19 protein-coding genes are annotated in these 14,312 nt (G+C 65.2%); 4 read left to right on the top strand and 15 right to left on the bottom strand.

Features of this window, described 5'->3' with window-relative positions; all coding sequences use genetic code 11:
* Positions 1-189 precede the first annotated feature (189 nt).
* Positions 190-936: a hypothetical protein gene (locus CYU59_RS23520; RefSeq protein ID WP_293003355.1), complete on the top strand. Its 747-nt coding sequence runs from the start codon at positions 190-192 to the stop codon at positions 934-936.
* 202 nt (positions 937-1,138) lie between these two features.
* Here the strand turns inward: CYU59_RS23520 and CYU59_RS23515 are convergent, their stop codons facing one another.
* Positions 1,139-2,221 (bottom strand): hypothetical protein, encoded by a 1,083-nt coding sequence (locus tag CYU59_RS23515; protein WP_293003353.1) that lies wholly within the window; start codon positions 2,219-2,221, stop codon positions 1,139-1,141.
* Between CYU59_RS23515 and CYU59_RS23510 the strand changes: the two genes are divergently transcribed.
* On the top strand, positions 2,220-2,807 hold the full coding sequence (locus tag CYU59_RS23510) for a GIY-YIG nuclease family protein (protein WP_293003351.1): 588 nt from the start codon (positions 2,220-2,222) through the stop codon (positions 2,805-2,807). The two genes, CYU59_RS23515 and CYU59_RS23510, sit on opposite strands and share 2 nt — an antisense overlap.
* Positions 2,808-2,828: 21 nt before the next feature.
* On the top strand, positions 2,829-3,221 hold the full coding sequence (locus CYU59_RS23505; RefSeq protein ID WP_293003349.1) for an XRE family transcriptional regulator: 393 nt from the start codon (positions 2,829-2,831) through the stop codon (positions 3,219-3,221).
* 101 nt (positions 3,222-3,322) lie between these two features.
* Here CYU59_RS23505 and CYU59_RS23500 read toward each other — a convergent pair whose 3' ends face one another.
* The 6 genes from CYU59_RS23500 to CYU59_RS23475 form a co-directional block, all read right to left on the bottom strand.
* Positions 3,323-3,919 (bottom strand): HNH endonuclease family protein, encoded by a 597-nt coding sequence (locus CYU59_RS23500; RefSeq protein ID WP_293003346.1) that lies wholly within the window; start codon positions 3,917-3,919, stop codon positions 3,323-3,325.
* A 453-nt stretch (positions 3,920-4,372) separates the two neighbouring features.
* Entirely contained in the window at positions 4,373-4,690 is a 318-nt protein-coding gene (locus tag CYU59_RS23495) for a hypothetical protein (protein ID WP_293003344.1), read from the bottom strand.
* A gap of 87 nt (positions 4,691-4,777) precedes the next feature.
* Positions 4,778-5,140: a hypothetical protein gene (locus tag CYU59_RS23490; protein ID WP_293003342.1), complete on the bottom strand. Its 363-nt coding sequence runs from the start codon at positions 5,138-5,140 to the stop codon at positions 4,778-4,780.
* Positions 5,141-5,431: 291 nt separating this feature from the next.
* A complete protein-coding gene (locus CYU59_RS23485; RefSeq protein WP_293003340.1) occupies positions 5,432-6,031 on the bottom strand; it encodes a hypothetical protein in 600 nt (199 codons plus the stop codon).
* Positions 6,032-6,033: 2 nt separating this feature from the next.
* Positions 6,034-6,324, bottom strand: a complete 291-nt coding sequence (locus CYU59_RS23480) for a hypothetical protein (RefSeq protein ID WP_293003338.1) — start codon at positions 6,322-6,324, stop codon at positions 6,034-6,036.
* 39 nt (positions 6,325-6,363) lie between these two features.
* Positions 6,364-6,639 carry a hypothetical protein gene (locus tag CYU59_RS23475; protein WP_293003337.1) on the bottom strand — a complete coding sequence of 92 codons (276 nt, stop codon included), beginning with the start codon at positions 6,637-6,639 and terminating at the stop codon, positions 6,364-6,366.
* Positions 6,640-6,763: 124 nt separating this feature from the next.
* On the opposite strand from CYU59_RS23475, the gene CYU59_RS23470 reads away from it, so the two are divergent.
* Complete coding sequence (locus tag CYU59_RS23470; protein ID WP_293003335.1) at positions 6,764-7,762, top strand: type II toxin-antitoxin system prevent-host-death family antitoxin; 999 nt, start codon at positions 6,764-6,766, stop codon at positions 7,760-7,762.
* A gap of 23 nt (positions 7,763-7,785) precedes the next feature.
* Here the strand turns inward: CYU59_RS23470 and CYU59_RS23465 are convergent, their stop codons facing one another.
* From CYU59_RS23465 to CYU59_RS23430, 8 genes are all read right to left on the bottom strand, one after another.
* On the bottom strand, positions 7,786-8,694 hold the full coding sequence (locus CYU59_RS23465) for a hypothetical protein (protein WP_293003333.1): 909 nt from the start codon (positions 8,692-8,694) through the stop codon (positions 7,786-7,788).
* On the bottom strand, positions 8,691-9,065 hold the full coding sequence (locus CYU59_RS23460; RefSeq protein WP_293003331.1) for a hypothetical protein: 375 nt from the start codon (positions 9,063-9,065) through the stop codon (positions 8,691-8,693). The genes CYU59_RS23465 and CYU59_RS23460 overlap by 4 nt, the downstream gene beginning before the upstream one ends.
* Positions 9,062-9,463: a type II toxin-antitoxin system VapC family toxin gene (locus CYU59_RS23455; protein ID WP_293003329.1), complete on the bottom strand. Its 402-nt coding sequence runs from the start codon at positions 9,461-9,463 to the stop codon at positions 9,062-9,064. The genes CYU59_RS23460 and CYU59_RS23455 overlap by 4 nt, the downstream gene beginning before the upstream one ends.
* 4 nt (positions 9,464-9,467) lie before the next feature.
* Positions 9,468-9,704 carry a type II toxin-antitoxin system prevent-host-death family antitoxin gene (locus CYU59_RS23450; protein ID WP_293003327.1) on the bottom strand — a complete coding sequence of 79 codons (237 nt, stop codon included), beginning with the start codon at positions 9,702-9,704 and terminating at the stop codon, positions 9,468-9,470.
* A gap of 112 nt (positions 9,705-9,816) precedes the next feature.
* Entirely contained in the window at positions 9,817-10,617 is an 801-nt protein-coding gene (locus CYU59_RS23445; RefSeq protein ID WP_293003325.1) for a hypothetical protein, read from the bottom strand.
* Between the two features lie 864 nt (positions 10,618-11,481).
* A complete protein-coding gene (locus CYU59_RS23440; RefSeq protein WP_293003323.1) occupies positions 11,482-11,811 on the bottom strand; it encodes a hypothetical protein in 330 nt (109 codons plus the stop codon).
* 83 nt (positions 11,812-11,894) lie between these two features.
* Positions 11,895-13,262 (bottom strand): cutinase family protein, encoded by a 1,368-nt coding sequence (locus CYU59_RS23435; RefSeq protein ID WP_293003321.1) that lies wholly within the window; start codon positions 13,260-13,262, stop codon positions 11,895-11,897.
* Positions 13,259-13,978: a hypothetical protein gene (locus tag CYU59_RS23430; RefSeq protein WP_293003319.1), complete on the bottom strand. Its 720-nt coding sequence runs from the start codon at positions 13,976-13,978 to the stop codon at positions 13,259-13,261. The genes CYU59_RS23435 and CYU59_RS23430 overlap by 4 nt, the downstream gene beginning before the upstream one ends.
* Positions 13,979-14,312 lie beyond the last annotated feature (334 nt).

Genomic DNA, 14,312 nt, shown 5'->3' with positions numbered 1-14,312 from the left:
GACTCACTGTAAGGCCAGACGACGTCACGTCAGGCACGCTGAAACGAGTTCTCGCGGATTGTTGTCAAGGGCTTGTTGCCGGATCGATACCGGCCGGTGATGCACCGTGCATCACAGGGGCGGTTTGAGGCCGCGCTGTGATCGGCGCGTTCCCTGATCGTGATTATCTGTCCGTGAAATACTGACAGCGTGGCTGCGCGACCCCGGGTGCATCGAACGGAGCTGGCCGGCGCCATCTCCCGGATCGCGAACCGGCGCGCGAAGATTGATGACCTGAACAGGGAAAAGCTGCCGGATTCACCCGATTCTGACCCCCGAGAAGTGCTGGACTATCTGCGTCAATACAGCGGCCGTGGCATCCCCGCGTGGGTGCTGCAAGCTGACATTAGCGACGCGCTGACGCTGAACAACTGGCTGTGGTGGGAAGACCGTCGCCGCGAGCTGTATTTCCTGCAGGCAGGGCGGGCTCGGGGGATTTTCCTGGCGCAGCTCGGCGCACAAGTGGGTGTCGGCAAGCAGGGAGTGATCGACCGTATTGACCGGCTTGAAGCGTTGCTGCGCTACGACCGGCCCGACGAGAAGATCACCCGGCAGTCCAGAAAATCGAGCGCGGAGGCCACCGAGCGGTGGCCCTCGGAAGTCGCTTGGCTGCACGCCCACCGCGAGCAGCTCGTCTCGGTGATCACCGACCTGGTGGAACATGCGGACCGCTACGCGCTTGCTGACGAGGACCGCGAATGGCTGGATGAGGCGGTGCTCGACGCCCGTTCCCGGGACTTCACTCCCGCGTCGATGGTCATCCTCGGGCTGGCGGCCGCGGAGCTGCGCGCCGCGCCGAACGTGGTGGCCCTCGATAGCACCCGCCCCCACCGTGTGCACTCAGTGCTCGCTCACGCCGAACAGCTGCGCTGCAAATTCGCTGAACTACCGGCCTGAATCTGACGCGATCTTGATGGCACGTTGTTACCGCCCGGTGATGCACCGTGCATCACTGCCATCCGCCGGACCGAAGGGCTGTGACGTGTCCGTGTCCAACCGGTGATGCACTGTGCATCACCGACCGGGAGAAACCTCGTCTCCGTGATCGCGCCGAGGCCGTGCCGTGATGCACGGTGCATCACCGAGGAGCGGAGCGTCTTTATGCGTTGCCCCGCAGCTGCCGTGTGCCTTCGATCGCTTCGGCAAGGGTGGCCGAGGACTGCAGTTGGTCGAGCATGACCCACAAGCGTGAGGCACGGTACTTGCGGCCGTTCGGGAGCGGTTTCAAGGGTGGTAAGCGGGGACCGAGATCATAAATGGCGTGCGCCGTCGAGGTGACGCGGTCTGCGGGAACATCAGGCCACCGGTCGAGCAGCGAGGAGACGACTTCGGTGTGGATGATGCGGTGGACCCGCTGCACGGCGCCGTCCCAGCGGAACGCGATGAAGCGTGGTGGGTCTGTAGGCCATCCGCCGACGCCGTACGGATGGAAGTAGCAGTTTTCCTGGGTGACGTATTGGCGGAAGGTGCGGGCTCCCCCACCGCCCGGGCGCGCATGGTTGACGACCACGCAGTAGGTCATGCTGTCGGCGACGGGCCGCACTCGCATCACGCCTTTCAAGTAGGTATGTAGTTCGTCGAGCCAAAGCCGTTCGTGTCCCCTGCACGTTGTGCGCACCGCGGCGATGTCGGCCAGCACGTCGCGCCACGGGAGGTGGACAACGGGTACTCCGGCGACGCTGGGGGTGAGGGTCGTTTTGGCGAGGTCGTGGGATGCCTGCGAGAGGCTGACCAGGACACCGCCGCTGGGGAAGCCGGCCACGCGGGGCGCATACTTGGCGAGCTGCGCCGCAGTGGGTAGCAGCCAGCCGGCTTTGGCTTCGAAAATGATCAGCCTGTCGGCGAGGCGGACTTCTAGATCGGTGCGGCCTTGCTCGTCGCGGACCTCTAAACCCACGGCGGCGGCGCCGACGGTTAGCGCATGATCGGCGGGTAGCACGCGGTGAAGGACGGCCGCGAGGAGCTTCGGGCAGCGTGCGAAGACGAATCCGAGCGCGGCGGTCAGGTCGTTTTCCTGGCGGCCGAGCAGATTGAAAACGGAGTCGACCTCGGCGCGGTAGCGGGCGAGCTCGAGCACGATGCCATTGTCTCCCCAGCCGCGCCGCGGTGAGTCGCTGTTGTTGATGTGAATCCCGGCTGAACCGCGGACCAGGCGTTGGAGTCTGGCCGAGAATCTGGACATGGAGCCCACAGACATCCTTGAGGAGTTGCGGGCCGCCCGGTGCGGGCTTGCGGAGCAGTCCGCGCCTTCAGTGGCCGGCGTGTATGCCATCTTCTCCCGCGCACAGTGCGCGCTGCCCGGAGTTACGCTCACCGGAGGTGATGTCGTGTACATCGGAAGCTCGTCCAACCTTGCTCAACGGAGTATCGGGACTCATTTCGCGACCGGTCAGAGCGGCTTCTCGACGTTGCGGCGTTCCATCGGTGCCCTGCTGCGTGACCAGCTGGACCTTGTTCCGCGGCCGCGCGGGGCCGGCTCGTCGGACAGCAACTTCCGGCACTACCGTTTCGACGACGCCGGCGAAGACAAACTCACCTCGTGGATGATCCGCAACTTCGATGCCTCCGTCTACCCGGTACCCGACCCAGGCCGAGTCGAACGAGCTCTCATCGCGATCGCCAGCCCGCCAATGAACCTTCGCCACTGGGCCAACCCAGACGCCACAATGATGAGGGCGGCGCGTAAGGCCTGCGTAGATCACGCGCGGTCCGGTGTGTATCCGTCACAACTCGGTGGAGATGCGCGGCCCGAGCGGCGCGGTGGTTGAGAAAGAGAGGATTCGGCAGACATGGACAATGCGTTGACAGTGCCGCTGGCAGTCCGGATCAACAAGCTGTTCGACGTGATGCACCAGGCGGGTGCACCCGCCGACACGAATGCCGCGGTGGCCGAGGCGATTACACGCCAGGGGGATGCAAACATTACCGCCGATGAGATTCGGGGGCTGCGGGATGGGACCGCAGCAGTCTTTGCGGAGGGGCAGCTGAGCGCGATCGCCGAATACTTCGGGGTGCCCGCTCGGTACCTCACTGATCCGGCAGGGGATGCGTCGGTCGACGCCCAGTTGGGTCTGCTCCGGGTGCTCCGTGACAGCGGGGTGCGCGGCATCCACACTTGCGGAAGACCGCTGTCACCGCAGACCGCGACCGATTTGGTGGAACGTACTTCACGACGCGACTGACTGTTCGGACGTCGGTGCGGCGCCGCGCGATACGAAATGTTTTTCCTGCGAGACGATTCGTATCGCGACGCGCATAGCTGGCGCGGTGTAGCAGTGGGCCGCTACGCGGCGCACGCGGCGACTGCCGCCGCCCGGTCTTTCACCGTGATCGGCAGCTGATATTTGGCTGTGACTGTCAGATAGCGAATTACGTAGTCGCACTTGGACACTGGAGGTAACCATTCCGCCAGCGTGGAGTCGCTCTTTCGGCTGTTCTGTGTACTCGACACCGCGATCAGCTCGGTCATGTCGTTGGCGAAGGCGCGGCGGCGCTGCAGGTCCCAGTGTGAGGCGCCGGCGTTCCAGGCGGCGTGAAGAGGCACGATGTGGTCGACGGCAACCTGATGCAGATCGACGGCGGTCCCGGTGTAAGGATCGGGATTGAGTTGTCCCGCAATGACTTTGCAGTCGTGTGTGTTCGGCTTAAATACGACGTTGTGCAATGACTTCGCTAACAGCCGATTCCTTACATCGCAGCCACTGTGCGAAAGTGGGTCGTGCCAAGCTTCGCCGAACACGCAGGCTTGACCTTTCTTGCAGCTGCGCTGGTAACCAGGGACTGGGTCGATGTGGTCGACGACCGTGACGCGCTCGAGCAGCGGGCCGATCGCTGCGGGTGTGGTCTCGGCTGCGGTGGCAGTGCCCGTGACCTCGGACACGATTGCATGCCATTGCGCGACCCCGGTAGCTACGGCCACGGCTGTGGCCGTAGCCGCGATGCGATACCGAATGCGTCTCACGTGCTTGCCGCCCATCTATACGAAACTGTCTCGCGCACAACCTAACCGCTGGGGGTGACACGAGTCGGGCTGTTCGTGTCGCGATCGTCTTCTGACATGTGCCGCATGCTTCACCAGCAGCCGAGCCGTGGTGGGCTTGCGCGTCGCCGCATAGGGCTGGCGGGCCGCCTTGCTCGCCCGCGGGTTGAAGATCAGTCGGCCAGGTTGTCGGCGGCCGAATCACGGTTAGTGGCAGAGGCTTTAGCCGGTGCAGGCGATGTTTTGATCCGGAAAGCAGTAAGCGTTCAGCCAGGTGGTGGTCCGGTTTTTGACGGGTTGATGATCGCTGGCCAGGAGCTGAGCGTGGAAACTTTCTTGCGCCGTGACAGTGAGCTACGTACTGCCGCGGTTGTATTGAGGGGCGCGGATCCGCAGTTGCACACCGTAAGTGCCGCTCGCCTGTTGGTCGGCGGCGCGCTCGACAAGGTAGCCGCGCCGCGTTAAGTAGGTTTCTGCGGCGGCCGCGTTGCCACCGGAATTGACGTGCACCAGCACCGCGGCCAGATGCTCAGGATCTCGCTCGGCGCTGATCAGCCCTTCAGTCGCAGAGCAGCGCCGAGCTGAAATAGCGTGCTGCACATGGTGTTTGACGTGACGCAATTGGACTTGTGTGCTCGATGCCGCTGTAGCGCCTAACGAGGCCCCTGCCATCAGACCTGTCCTTTCGATTCTGCGTACTCGCCGTCTGGGTCTTCGCTCGGCTGACCGCCATGCAAGACCCCTGCCGGCAGATTGATGTCACGTTGGGCCGTGTGGTTGTGAGTCGTCGAGGGCCGGCTCCTCTTGTCTGCGGACGATGAACTCATGGGCGGACAGCATCGCGGCGACGATCTCGCGGACCTCGTTTTGTTCGACGACTTGGAAGTCTGGCCACCAGTCGAGGCTGCGGCCGGGCCCTGCGGCAAGCCCGACGTAACCGTCGCAGCTGATGACCCTGAAAGTATTGCCTTCGTACCAGATTTCGGTGCTGTACTCATTGGGAGGGCGTCCGGACATTTCGATGCGGATTGGTTTGGTACTGATGGTTACGGCGGCGGCCGCAGCGGCGAGGCGTTCGATTTCGGCTCGCAGGATGGCCAGCGCTGCGTGAGCGCCCGTCACCCCACGCAGGCTCATTGGACCCGCGCGGTGTGAAGGCCGCGCACGCCGTCTCTGGTGTGGGGTGGTGGTGCATGTCTTCCGACCCACAATTGCCGGTTGCGAGGGCCAAATACGTTGTTGCCCTCGCCGTTCCGCGCCCTCGCGGTCGCCAGAAGTTCAGCGGTGCCGTGTTTTTGTTGAATCCTCTGCCGTGCGGTCTGGACGAGGTTTCCACGCCGGCAAGCCTTGCGGCGGCCGCCTGGCCGTTTGGTGCCGTCGCCACCGGGTAGCTCACCTCGTGAGATTACACGGCTAGACAGCGTCAAAGCGTAAGTGGCGCTGCTCAAGTCGTGTCCCGAGGACTGGTGCGGGCTGTGGTGACTTCTGTGTAGGGAATGGTGCGTGGTCGGCTCCAGGGCTTGAGTCTGAGTTGTCGTTGGGCCGGCGCTCGCGGGGTTCGTGTGAGTTCCGGATCCGCACGAGCGGGTCGGAATTTCCGGTGCGCGCCCAGGCGCGTTGAGCTTTGTCGATGCGGCGCAACTGGTCCTCGTGTCGTTGGTACGCCTGTTCGGCGTCTTGGGGGGTGTCGCCGAGAAATGTGGTGTCGCACCGAATGCAGCGGATGACGTGCTTGGTGCCTAGGTTTTCGTAGCCGTCGCCGGCCATGATGTCGACCGCTTTCCAGTTGGCCTGGAGGACCTCGATGAGATGAAGGGTGTGGAGACGGCGCGCGGTCTCACGGTCTGCCACGGGATGGATCCAGGAGCATCCGTGGCAGCCGGCCGCAGCGGGCAGCGTGTCGGGTTCGCGATAGGCGAAGACGTGGGTCTGTAGGACCAGGTGGAAGATTTCCACGTTGCGGGTGGCAAGGATGTCGCCGAGCTCACGCGGCGGGGGGTCCGTCGTTGGCATGGCTACTCCTCTGTGCCGCTGGTGGGTTCGGTGTGCGGCGGTGTGGCGAGGATGTTGGCCTCGTGGCGGACCGCGGCATAGAAGTCGATGTGCCCGCACGGGTTTTTCCAGCCGTCACAGGCCAGTCTGCGAGAGCCGTCGTAGGAGATCGTTCGGAACACCTGGCCGCGTGGGCCGCCGCAGTGCGGGCACCGCCACGGCAGGGTGACGGACATGATGTGTATCCCGTCGTGTGCGTCGCGGCGTGGGATCGAGACGGCCCGGGTGGGGTAGGCGGCGTTCGTGGTGGGCATAGTCGTTGTCTCCGTGAGGGTGGAGGTTGAGGGGGCGCGTCAGTAGGGGCGGTAGTCGGCGATGTAGGCCGCTTCGGGATTTGTCGCACCGCTGGGGTAGAGAACCTGGACGTGCTGGTCGGATAGGCGGGCTTGGCGCAGCATCCAGTCTGTGTGTTCGGCGTCGGAGATGAAGTTTCGGCAGCCGGGTTGCTGCCGATGGTCGAATCGTCCGTCGTGGCTGTCGCTGGTGTCGCACCAGCCGAATGGAGCGGTGGCGGGGTTGTTGTCGCTGGTCTCGTTGGCGAGGTGCATGCCGCCCAGCGTCTCACTCATGAGTGACACGAAAGGGCGGGAACTGCTCCATGCGAACTGCGGCCGACTTGGAAGGTGCGACGCGGCCCCGAAATGCACGTATAGATGTACGTAAAACTATGCGCTCAGCGGTACGGTAACTGGTGTGACTTTCAATCTTGAATCGCTGGTATCCGCTACCGACTTGAACCGCGGCTCCGGCCAAATCTTGGCGCGCGCGGCCGCCGGCGATCGCATCGTGGTTCTGAGCCAGAATCGGCCGCTGGCCGCCATCGTGAGCATCGCCGACTTCCGTCGACTACAAGAGCTCGATCAAGCCCCTCTTGTTGCCAACGCAGACAGGGGCGCGGCACCTGCGGTATCAGGCGCCCCGGGCACGGTGACCATCGGGTACCTGCCGAGCGGTGAGCCTCTGGCCTTGGCGCTTTCCTGCAATACGCTGATCGCGGGGCAGACCGGCTCGGGGAAGTCGGTCACTATGAGCGCTGTACTGGCCTGCGCGGTCGACGATGAACGCGCGCCGGCGCAGTTCTGGGCTTGGTCACGAGGCGACAGCGGCCCCATGATCGTGCATCGATCTGTCGGCCGGCGGCCAATGGTCTCGACTGTTGTCCACGGTGGTTATGAGGACGATCCGGCGGCGGCACATCGTTTCATGAGCGAAGTCCTCGATGAGCGGGCTCGGCGGCAAGCGCTGCTTCGTGATGTCGGAGCGGCGTCGATTGCGGAGGTTCGAGAGCGGGGCGCCGGTGAGGGCCCACCGATCCCCGACGTGATTGTGGTGCTGGATGAATTGCCTCATGCCTCTGGTGACGGGGACGACTGGTGGTCGTTTCTGTCGACGGTGATGAGCGATGGCGACCAGCTCGAGATCTATGTGTGGTTGACCAGCCAGGAAGGTGCCGCGTCGCGGAGCGTGTTCGCTCGCGGGGAGTTGGCGGCCAGGTTTCAGCAGCGAATTGTGCATCGACTCCGCGATTTTCGGATCAGCAAAGCCTTCGTCGGTGTCGAGGGATCGGCATTGGCCCGGTCGCTGGGCGTTGGTCAAGCCGTGGTGCAGCAGTTCGACGGCGCGCCTCGATTGGTGACGATCAGTGGCCCCGATCAGGACCCGGAAGAGCTCGCGCCGACCTCAACCGAATAGCGCGCCCCAGGCTGCGCGCGGATCTATGCGTGCGCGCTGTCGGTGCCAATGAATTGGATTTCGCTGATCGCGATGGTGGTGACGTTGTCGGGGCCGGGCGCGGCGGTGTCGGTAGTGGGTGTGGCCGGCTGCGGCGGGTCCGAGGTTTCTTTAACCCGGATCAGGAGCTTGCTGACGGTGGCTGGCGGAGACAGCGTGATGGGGCGCCAGTCCCGGATTCCCCCGGTGTCGATCAGGATGGGGTCGCGTTTGAGGTCCTTGGGGAACCACACCTCGAGGGAAGTGCAGATGCGGTGCTTGGACCATTGGTCGGTCCCGTCGGGGGCGGTGGCGTCGAAGCCGCAGATGACGCGGATTTGGGTGAGGGTGACTTGGCGGCCGAATGAGATCTGCAGGATCTGGCCGTCTTTGTTTTTGGCGCGGGTGCACACCCAGGCGGTGGTGATGTCTCCGTCGACGGCGCGGTTGGCGTCGGAGTAGTTGCCGTCCTTGGGGCAGGCGTCGGTAGCGGTGATGTCTTTGAGGATGGTGTCGTGGATCAGCGGCGCCTGGGGTGCAGCGGTGGGGGTGGGGGTTGTCGGCGCGGTACGGGGTTCGGGGTGGACGTCGGTGGACAGATATTTCACTCCGCTTAGGGCGGCGAGAAGGATGACGACTGCGGCGATGGTGATGACGGCGGTGTGCAGCCGCCGCTCCCGGGGGACCCGCTTGTTGAAGCGGCGTGCACCGGAGCGGGCCAGCTGCCCTGACGCCTGCAGGCCCCGGGAGAGGACGCCCGGCCTGTCGTCGCGTGGCGCGGGTATGTCGTCGGGGTCGGCGACCGATGTGCCGCGGCGAGCGGGGCGGGTGACGGTGCGCGGCGCCAGCGAGGCCAGGATGAGGCGCCGGTTATCCCAGGCCTGATCGATGGGCGGATCTGGATCGGTGTTCATCGCGGGCCTCCGTCGTCGAGGTTGAGAATGTCGTAGGCCGAGGTGGACTCGCGTTGCATCTGGGTCTGCTGCGGCAACGCCGGGAGGGTTCGGTCGATGCGGTGCGGCATCGGCGGCCCGGCCGGGGTGGGTGCGTAGTAGTGGTGATGGTTGATCTGGGTCAGCTGGGGCGAGGTAGGAGCGGCGGTGGCTGGGCGGCGCCGACGGTGGCGCCGGCGAAGGCCGCGGGTGAGGGCGCTCAGTATCGGCCAGGTCAGCCACAGGGCGGCGGCGATAACGACGGCGTAGCCGATGAGGATCTGGGGCAGCGTTCGGTCCAGGTTGCCGATGAGGCCGAGGAGTAGTAGAGCGGCGACGATGGTGCGGATCATGGTGCACCTCCGGGTTTCGTGATCTGGATGTGGTTGTCGTTAGCGGCGGTGGCCAGCATGGGGTCGTAAGTGATGAGGGTGTGGAGTCGTGGTCCGGCGGATCGGGCGGCGGCGACGTGCAGTGCATCTGCGGTGCGGTCGGGGGCTGGAGTCAACGAGATCGCGGCGTCGAGAAGTCGGTCGGTCACCGCGACGAGGTCCAGGCCGGCCAGCACGTGTCGGGCTCTGTCAGTTGCCGCGGGGCCGTGGGGTGCCGTCTGGCGTAGGACGTCTGCGCGGCTCAGCGCGCAGGTGAACCAGCGGATGTCGGTGCGGGCCTGCAGGTAGTGGTGCAGTGCCGGTGACTCGGGGGCCGGGATGATCAGTTTCATGATGGCTGTCGGATCGAGGTAGAGCACCAGTTCAGTCCTGGTGCTGGCGGGTGGTTGAGGTTGTGCCGGCGAGGATTTCGGCGGGGCTGAGCCGTGCCGGGGTCACCTCGTTGCTGGCAATCAGTGCTGACCAGGCGTCGTTGTTGACCGGGATCAGATGGGCCACGGGGTGGCCGTGGTGGGTGATCTCGATGGTTTCGCCGCCAGCGACATCTCGTAGCAGCACGCTTGCGCTCTGGCGCAGCTCGCGGACCCCGACACGCTTCATGTAGCACATAGTACCCCGATGTGCTACAGCGTATACACATCTATTTGTGATGCCGTGTCCGGCGCAGCTTCCGGTCCGGTTACGGCTGGCTTGTTTTTCGATGGTCGGTGGTTCAGGCGCTTCGCCGCGGCGCTGAGCGCTGGTCGCGCCGAAGTGTGCTGCGTCGCCTATCGCCTGTAATCGCGGGGCGCGCCGCTGGCGCGGGTAGCGCGAGTTGGGCGGAGATGAATTTGGTGACGGTGTGGCGAGCTGTGGCGCGGTCGACGGTGGTGACTTCGGCGAGCAGCGCGACTAGTCGGTCGATGCACAGGGCACGTTCGGCGGGGGTGGTGGCGTGGTCGGCGGCTTGGGCCAAGATTTTCTGGGCTTGGGAGAGGCGTTGTCGGTCGCGTTCGGGCAGTGTTCCGAGGCCGATGCTGCCGGCGTAGCGCCAGGCCGCGTCCCAGGCGGCGCGCGCGCGTTCGGCAGCGTCGAGCGCCCGTTGCGCTCTGGCGGTGTTCGCAGGCTTGTAGTCGGGCATCGCGGCGGCCAGGGCGGCTTGGGCTTCTAGCCATTCCGCGGTGAGAGGTTCGTCGACGTCTGCGAGGAGAGGTCGGTTGAAGAATCGTTCGTTGGGGTCGAATTCCCATTCGGCGACGCGCGTGAGGAGGTCTTCGGTGATCTGTGATGCTGCGGCCCATAGGTCGCAGGCGTTGGGGCCGGGGTTCGGTGTTCGGGTCGCGCTGCGGGGTGTGCGTTGGGTTATGGGTGGGTGTTCGGTCGGCGGCTGGTAGGGCCGGTTGAACCACACCTTGATCAGACTTTGGGCGACGACTCCGGCTATGAGTAGGCCGGCCAGGGGCAGCATGAGGTGGTTGATGCTGTTGATGACATCGAAGGCATCGGATGGATCGGGCGCTGGTTGGTTGGCCATGAGGTGGCTCCTGGGGTCTAGTTGCCTGGCGGTCGTCGGGACGTGGTGGCCGTTCGGGCTGGCGTTGAGGCGCAGTTTTCCACGGGCCGCGGACACGAAAGGGCTTGAAGTAAAGCGGCGACGGCGTAACGCGATGTGATCGCGGGGCCTCGTTCTTTCCGCGTAGGTCGCGTCGAGCCAGTCTCGGAATGATTCAGGAGGGGCTGTCCGCTCCAGGATTAGCGTTGTCACTATCGGCGCCGCGCCGCCGGTGGCAATAGGCGCCGCTGATTCCTTGGAACGGGCCGGTCTGGCGGCAGGAACCGTGGGCGTAGATGCGTGAGCCGTGGTGTCCGAGCAGATGGCATCGAATGAAAATGACGGGGATGGAGCCTGAGTATGTTGGGCGCCGGCCTGGATGGTCGATGAACCGAGATCCCAGGGCGGTCCTTCTCGGTGGATGGCTGCCGGACAGCGTGGTGTGTCACGGTTGGAGGCTGCCCGCCCGGCATTACGAGTGCCGTTCAGGTTAGGAGTGTGGCCCATCTGGCGCGGCCGGTGTCACAGCTGGCGCGCCCTGGTGCGCGGCTGGCGCGGGTGTCGCGTTTGTGCGACGGCCCGGGATTGTCGGCCGCGGGGTGGGGTTCGGTGCGGTGGCGATCCGGGCGGCTTGGCTGCCGACCCTGGTGTTGAAGAAATCCTGTGCGTGGCGCGGTGTGGCGCACTAATCGGTTGGTCGCTTCTGGGGTTGAGCGAGATCGGGTCATCGGGTGTGGGCGTCGGGACGTGGCCGGCTGGTTCGGTGATGCGGTGTCGCGGTTTGGCGCACTGTTGGCGGCTGGGTTCGGGGATGCGGCGTTGGCTTGGGTTGGGGCATGGTGTCGGCTATCCAGTCCGCGCGGCGCGGTCGTTGTCGAGTTGGGCGCGTAGGGCTTTGAGGTCGGGGTGGGTGACGTAGACGGTCCAGTCCTTGTCGAGATCGGTCAGCAGGGAGCCGGCGGCGAGTCGGAGTCCGAGTTCTTTGATTCGGGTGGGGAGCTGTTGGCGGTCGCGGCAGATCGTGTAGTCCGGCCAGTATTCGGTGCTGGATCGTCCCTCGCTGAGGCTGTTGGTGGGGGCGGTCTCGACCCAGCCGGTCAGCTCGACGCCGCCGCTGTCGGTGGCTAGGAGCCAGAGGCCGTAGTCCCCGGAGTTCGTGGTGGCGGTCGCTGTCATGGGGGTTGTCCGTTCGTGTTGGGCTGGGTGGAGCGTGGTGATTTGAGCACGGCGGGTTGTCGGTGTGGTTGTCATTGGTGTTGTCAGGCCAGTTGGCTGATCTGGTTGAAGAAGTAGCGCTCGACGAGTTGGGTTCCGGTGTGGCCGGCGTGGTCGAGTGCGGTGCTGTCGTAGTTGCAGTGGAAGTTGCCTTTGATGAATTCGGCGAAGTGTGTCAGGGCTGTGGCGACGGTGTCGGCGGAGAAGTGGGAGAAGGTGGGGCCGAACAGGCCGGTGGTTTGGGTGCCGATGCCGCCGGTGGCCAGGCTGATGGCGTTGAGGACGGCGGTGACGAGGTCGCCGACGTGGGGTGTTGCGGAGGCGAGCTGGGTGCCGACGGCGCCGAAGCCGGAGACGTTGAGGGTGTTGGTGCGGTCCTGCATCTGCGACAGTGCGGTGCCTACGGTGCTGGCTTTTGTGGCGATCGAGGCGATCAGGGCTGGTATGGAGGTCCAGGCGCGGTTGCGGATGAGGCTGATGACGTCGTGGGCCACGCTGACCAGGGTGGAGGCTGTTGCGGCGACCTGGGGGCCGGCCAGCCAGAACAGCTGCTGGGCCAGTGCTTCTGCGAATGCGATGCCGCGGCGTACGAGGTTCGGGATGAGTTGGGGGTCGCTGACCAGCTGCAGGATCTGTTTGATGGCGGCGGCGGCGGGTGCGACGAGGCCTGCCATGAACATGGTGGATAGCTTTTGGGCGGAATCGGCGGCGTCGGCGAGGTTGAGGTGGGAGCCGAGGTGGCCGATGAAGCGCATGACCAGGTCGTTTTGGGGCAGGTTGCAGTAGTAGTCCAGGGGTGCGCAGATCGACAGGACGGCGTTGCGTTCTGCTAGTGCGCCGAACCCGCCGGTGCGTACGCCGGCGAAGCCCATGCCGGGGTGCAGCAAGCCGATAGTCGGTTGGTCGACCGGTGATTGGGAGGGGTCGGCGACCAGGCCGACGCCCAGGACGCGGTCGGCGGGTACGGCGCCTTTGTTGTGTCCGATGGCGGCGGCGAGGTCGCCGGCCGCGTCAGCGCCTTGGCTGTATCCGGTTAGCAGAAACTTGGTGTTTGGGCAGCGGTGGGCCAGCGTTTTCATGTGCGCGCTGGCGCTGTCGATACCGGCTTGTTTGGAGGCTTGGTAACCGCCCTTGTCGGTGCCGCCGAAGATGGCTGCCGGGTACGGGGTGTAGTAGGTGCTCAGCGTGCGGTGGCTGTGTCGTTTGAGCGGTTCAAGAATGCTGCCGAGGATGCCTATTGGCCTGGTGGGGTCGGCGTGAGGGTCGGTTTCGGTGGTGCCGGGGATGGCGACCGCGTCGATGCCGGGACAAGCGGTTGGCGCGGCGTGCGCCGGGGGTGCGCCGGCCAGGATGGCCACGGTTGACAGCAGGATCGCTGCGGCGAGGGCGGCCGTGCGGCGGGTGGTTGTCATGCGACCTCGGCGAGGTTTTCGAAGTGGTTGGCGAGCTTGCGGATGGCGCGTTGTGCGCGGCGTTCGACTGCTCCGGCGTTGGCGCCGAGGGTGTGCGCGGCGGTGTGCAGGCTGAAGGTGTCGGTGTTGAGGTAGAGCGCTTTGAGGGTCTCGTATTCCAGTGCGGTGATGATCTGTTGGTCGCGGGCTGAGGCGATCAGTGCGGCGGGGCGGTCGGTGTCGGTGCCGTTGTCGATTCGGTCGAGGATCGCGGCGTGGGGGTCGACTCGAATGGCGACGGCGGGGGCGCCGGCTTGGGGGCGGGTGGCGAGGACTTTTCGCAGGGTGGCGTTGTAGAGGTAGCGGGCGGTCAGGATGTCTGTTTCGGCGGTGCAGCGGATCAGGGTGAAGAAGATCGTGAGGGTGTCGTTGTCGCGGGCGTCACGGCCGGTGGCGAAGTAGCCGTCGGGGTCGGCGAGGTCAGCGATGCGGCGTAGTGGATGGCGCATGAGGACGGCGCACATCAGCAGCGCGTGTTTGTCGCCGGCGCGGGCGTAGCGCGCCAGCGTGGGTAGGACCGTGGTGGCGGTGTCGAGGTGGGCGCAGATCGCGGCTGGCGTCTGCGGTGTCGTGGGGTGCAGTGATTGCATCAGGGTCACTGCGGGGGTGAGGTGGCCGCGGTGAGACTGGGCGATGAGCCGGTGGGCCTGGTCGGTGAGCTGGTCCCAGATGGTCATTGGATTCCTTGGCGTCTTGAGGTGCGGACGCGCTCATGGAATCGGCTGGCGTTGTTGTGGGGGTTTGCGAAGTTGTTGCTGACGGCATTGACAACCCACGATCTAAGCTGTGATGTGGATCACATTATGGAATGACGAGGTGGAGTTTTAGGGTTGTTGAGGGGGTTTTCGACAAATGGGTGTGCGGCAGCGTCGGGCGTTGCTGGGCATCGCGGCCGGTTCGGATGCCGGCTGTCGGATGAGGGCGTTGCGCTGGGCATTGCGATGCCGTGGCGGTGAGGTGCGGGATTCGGCGAGAAATCGCGTCGGCGCATATGCGGTGATGCGGTATGCG

The organism is Mycobacterium sp. (genome assembly GCF_002863225.1).
GTDB lineage: Bacteria > Actinomycetota > Actinomycetes > Mycobacteriales > Mycobacteriaceae > Mycobacterium.
This window is presented reverse-complemented; position numbering and strand designations above follow the sequence as displayed.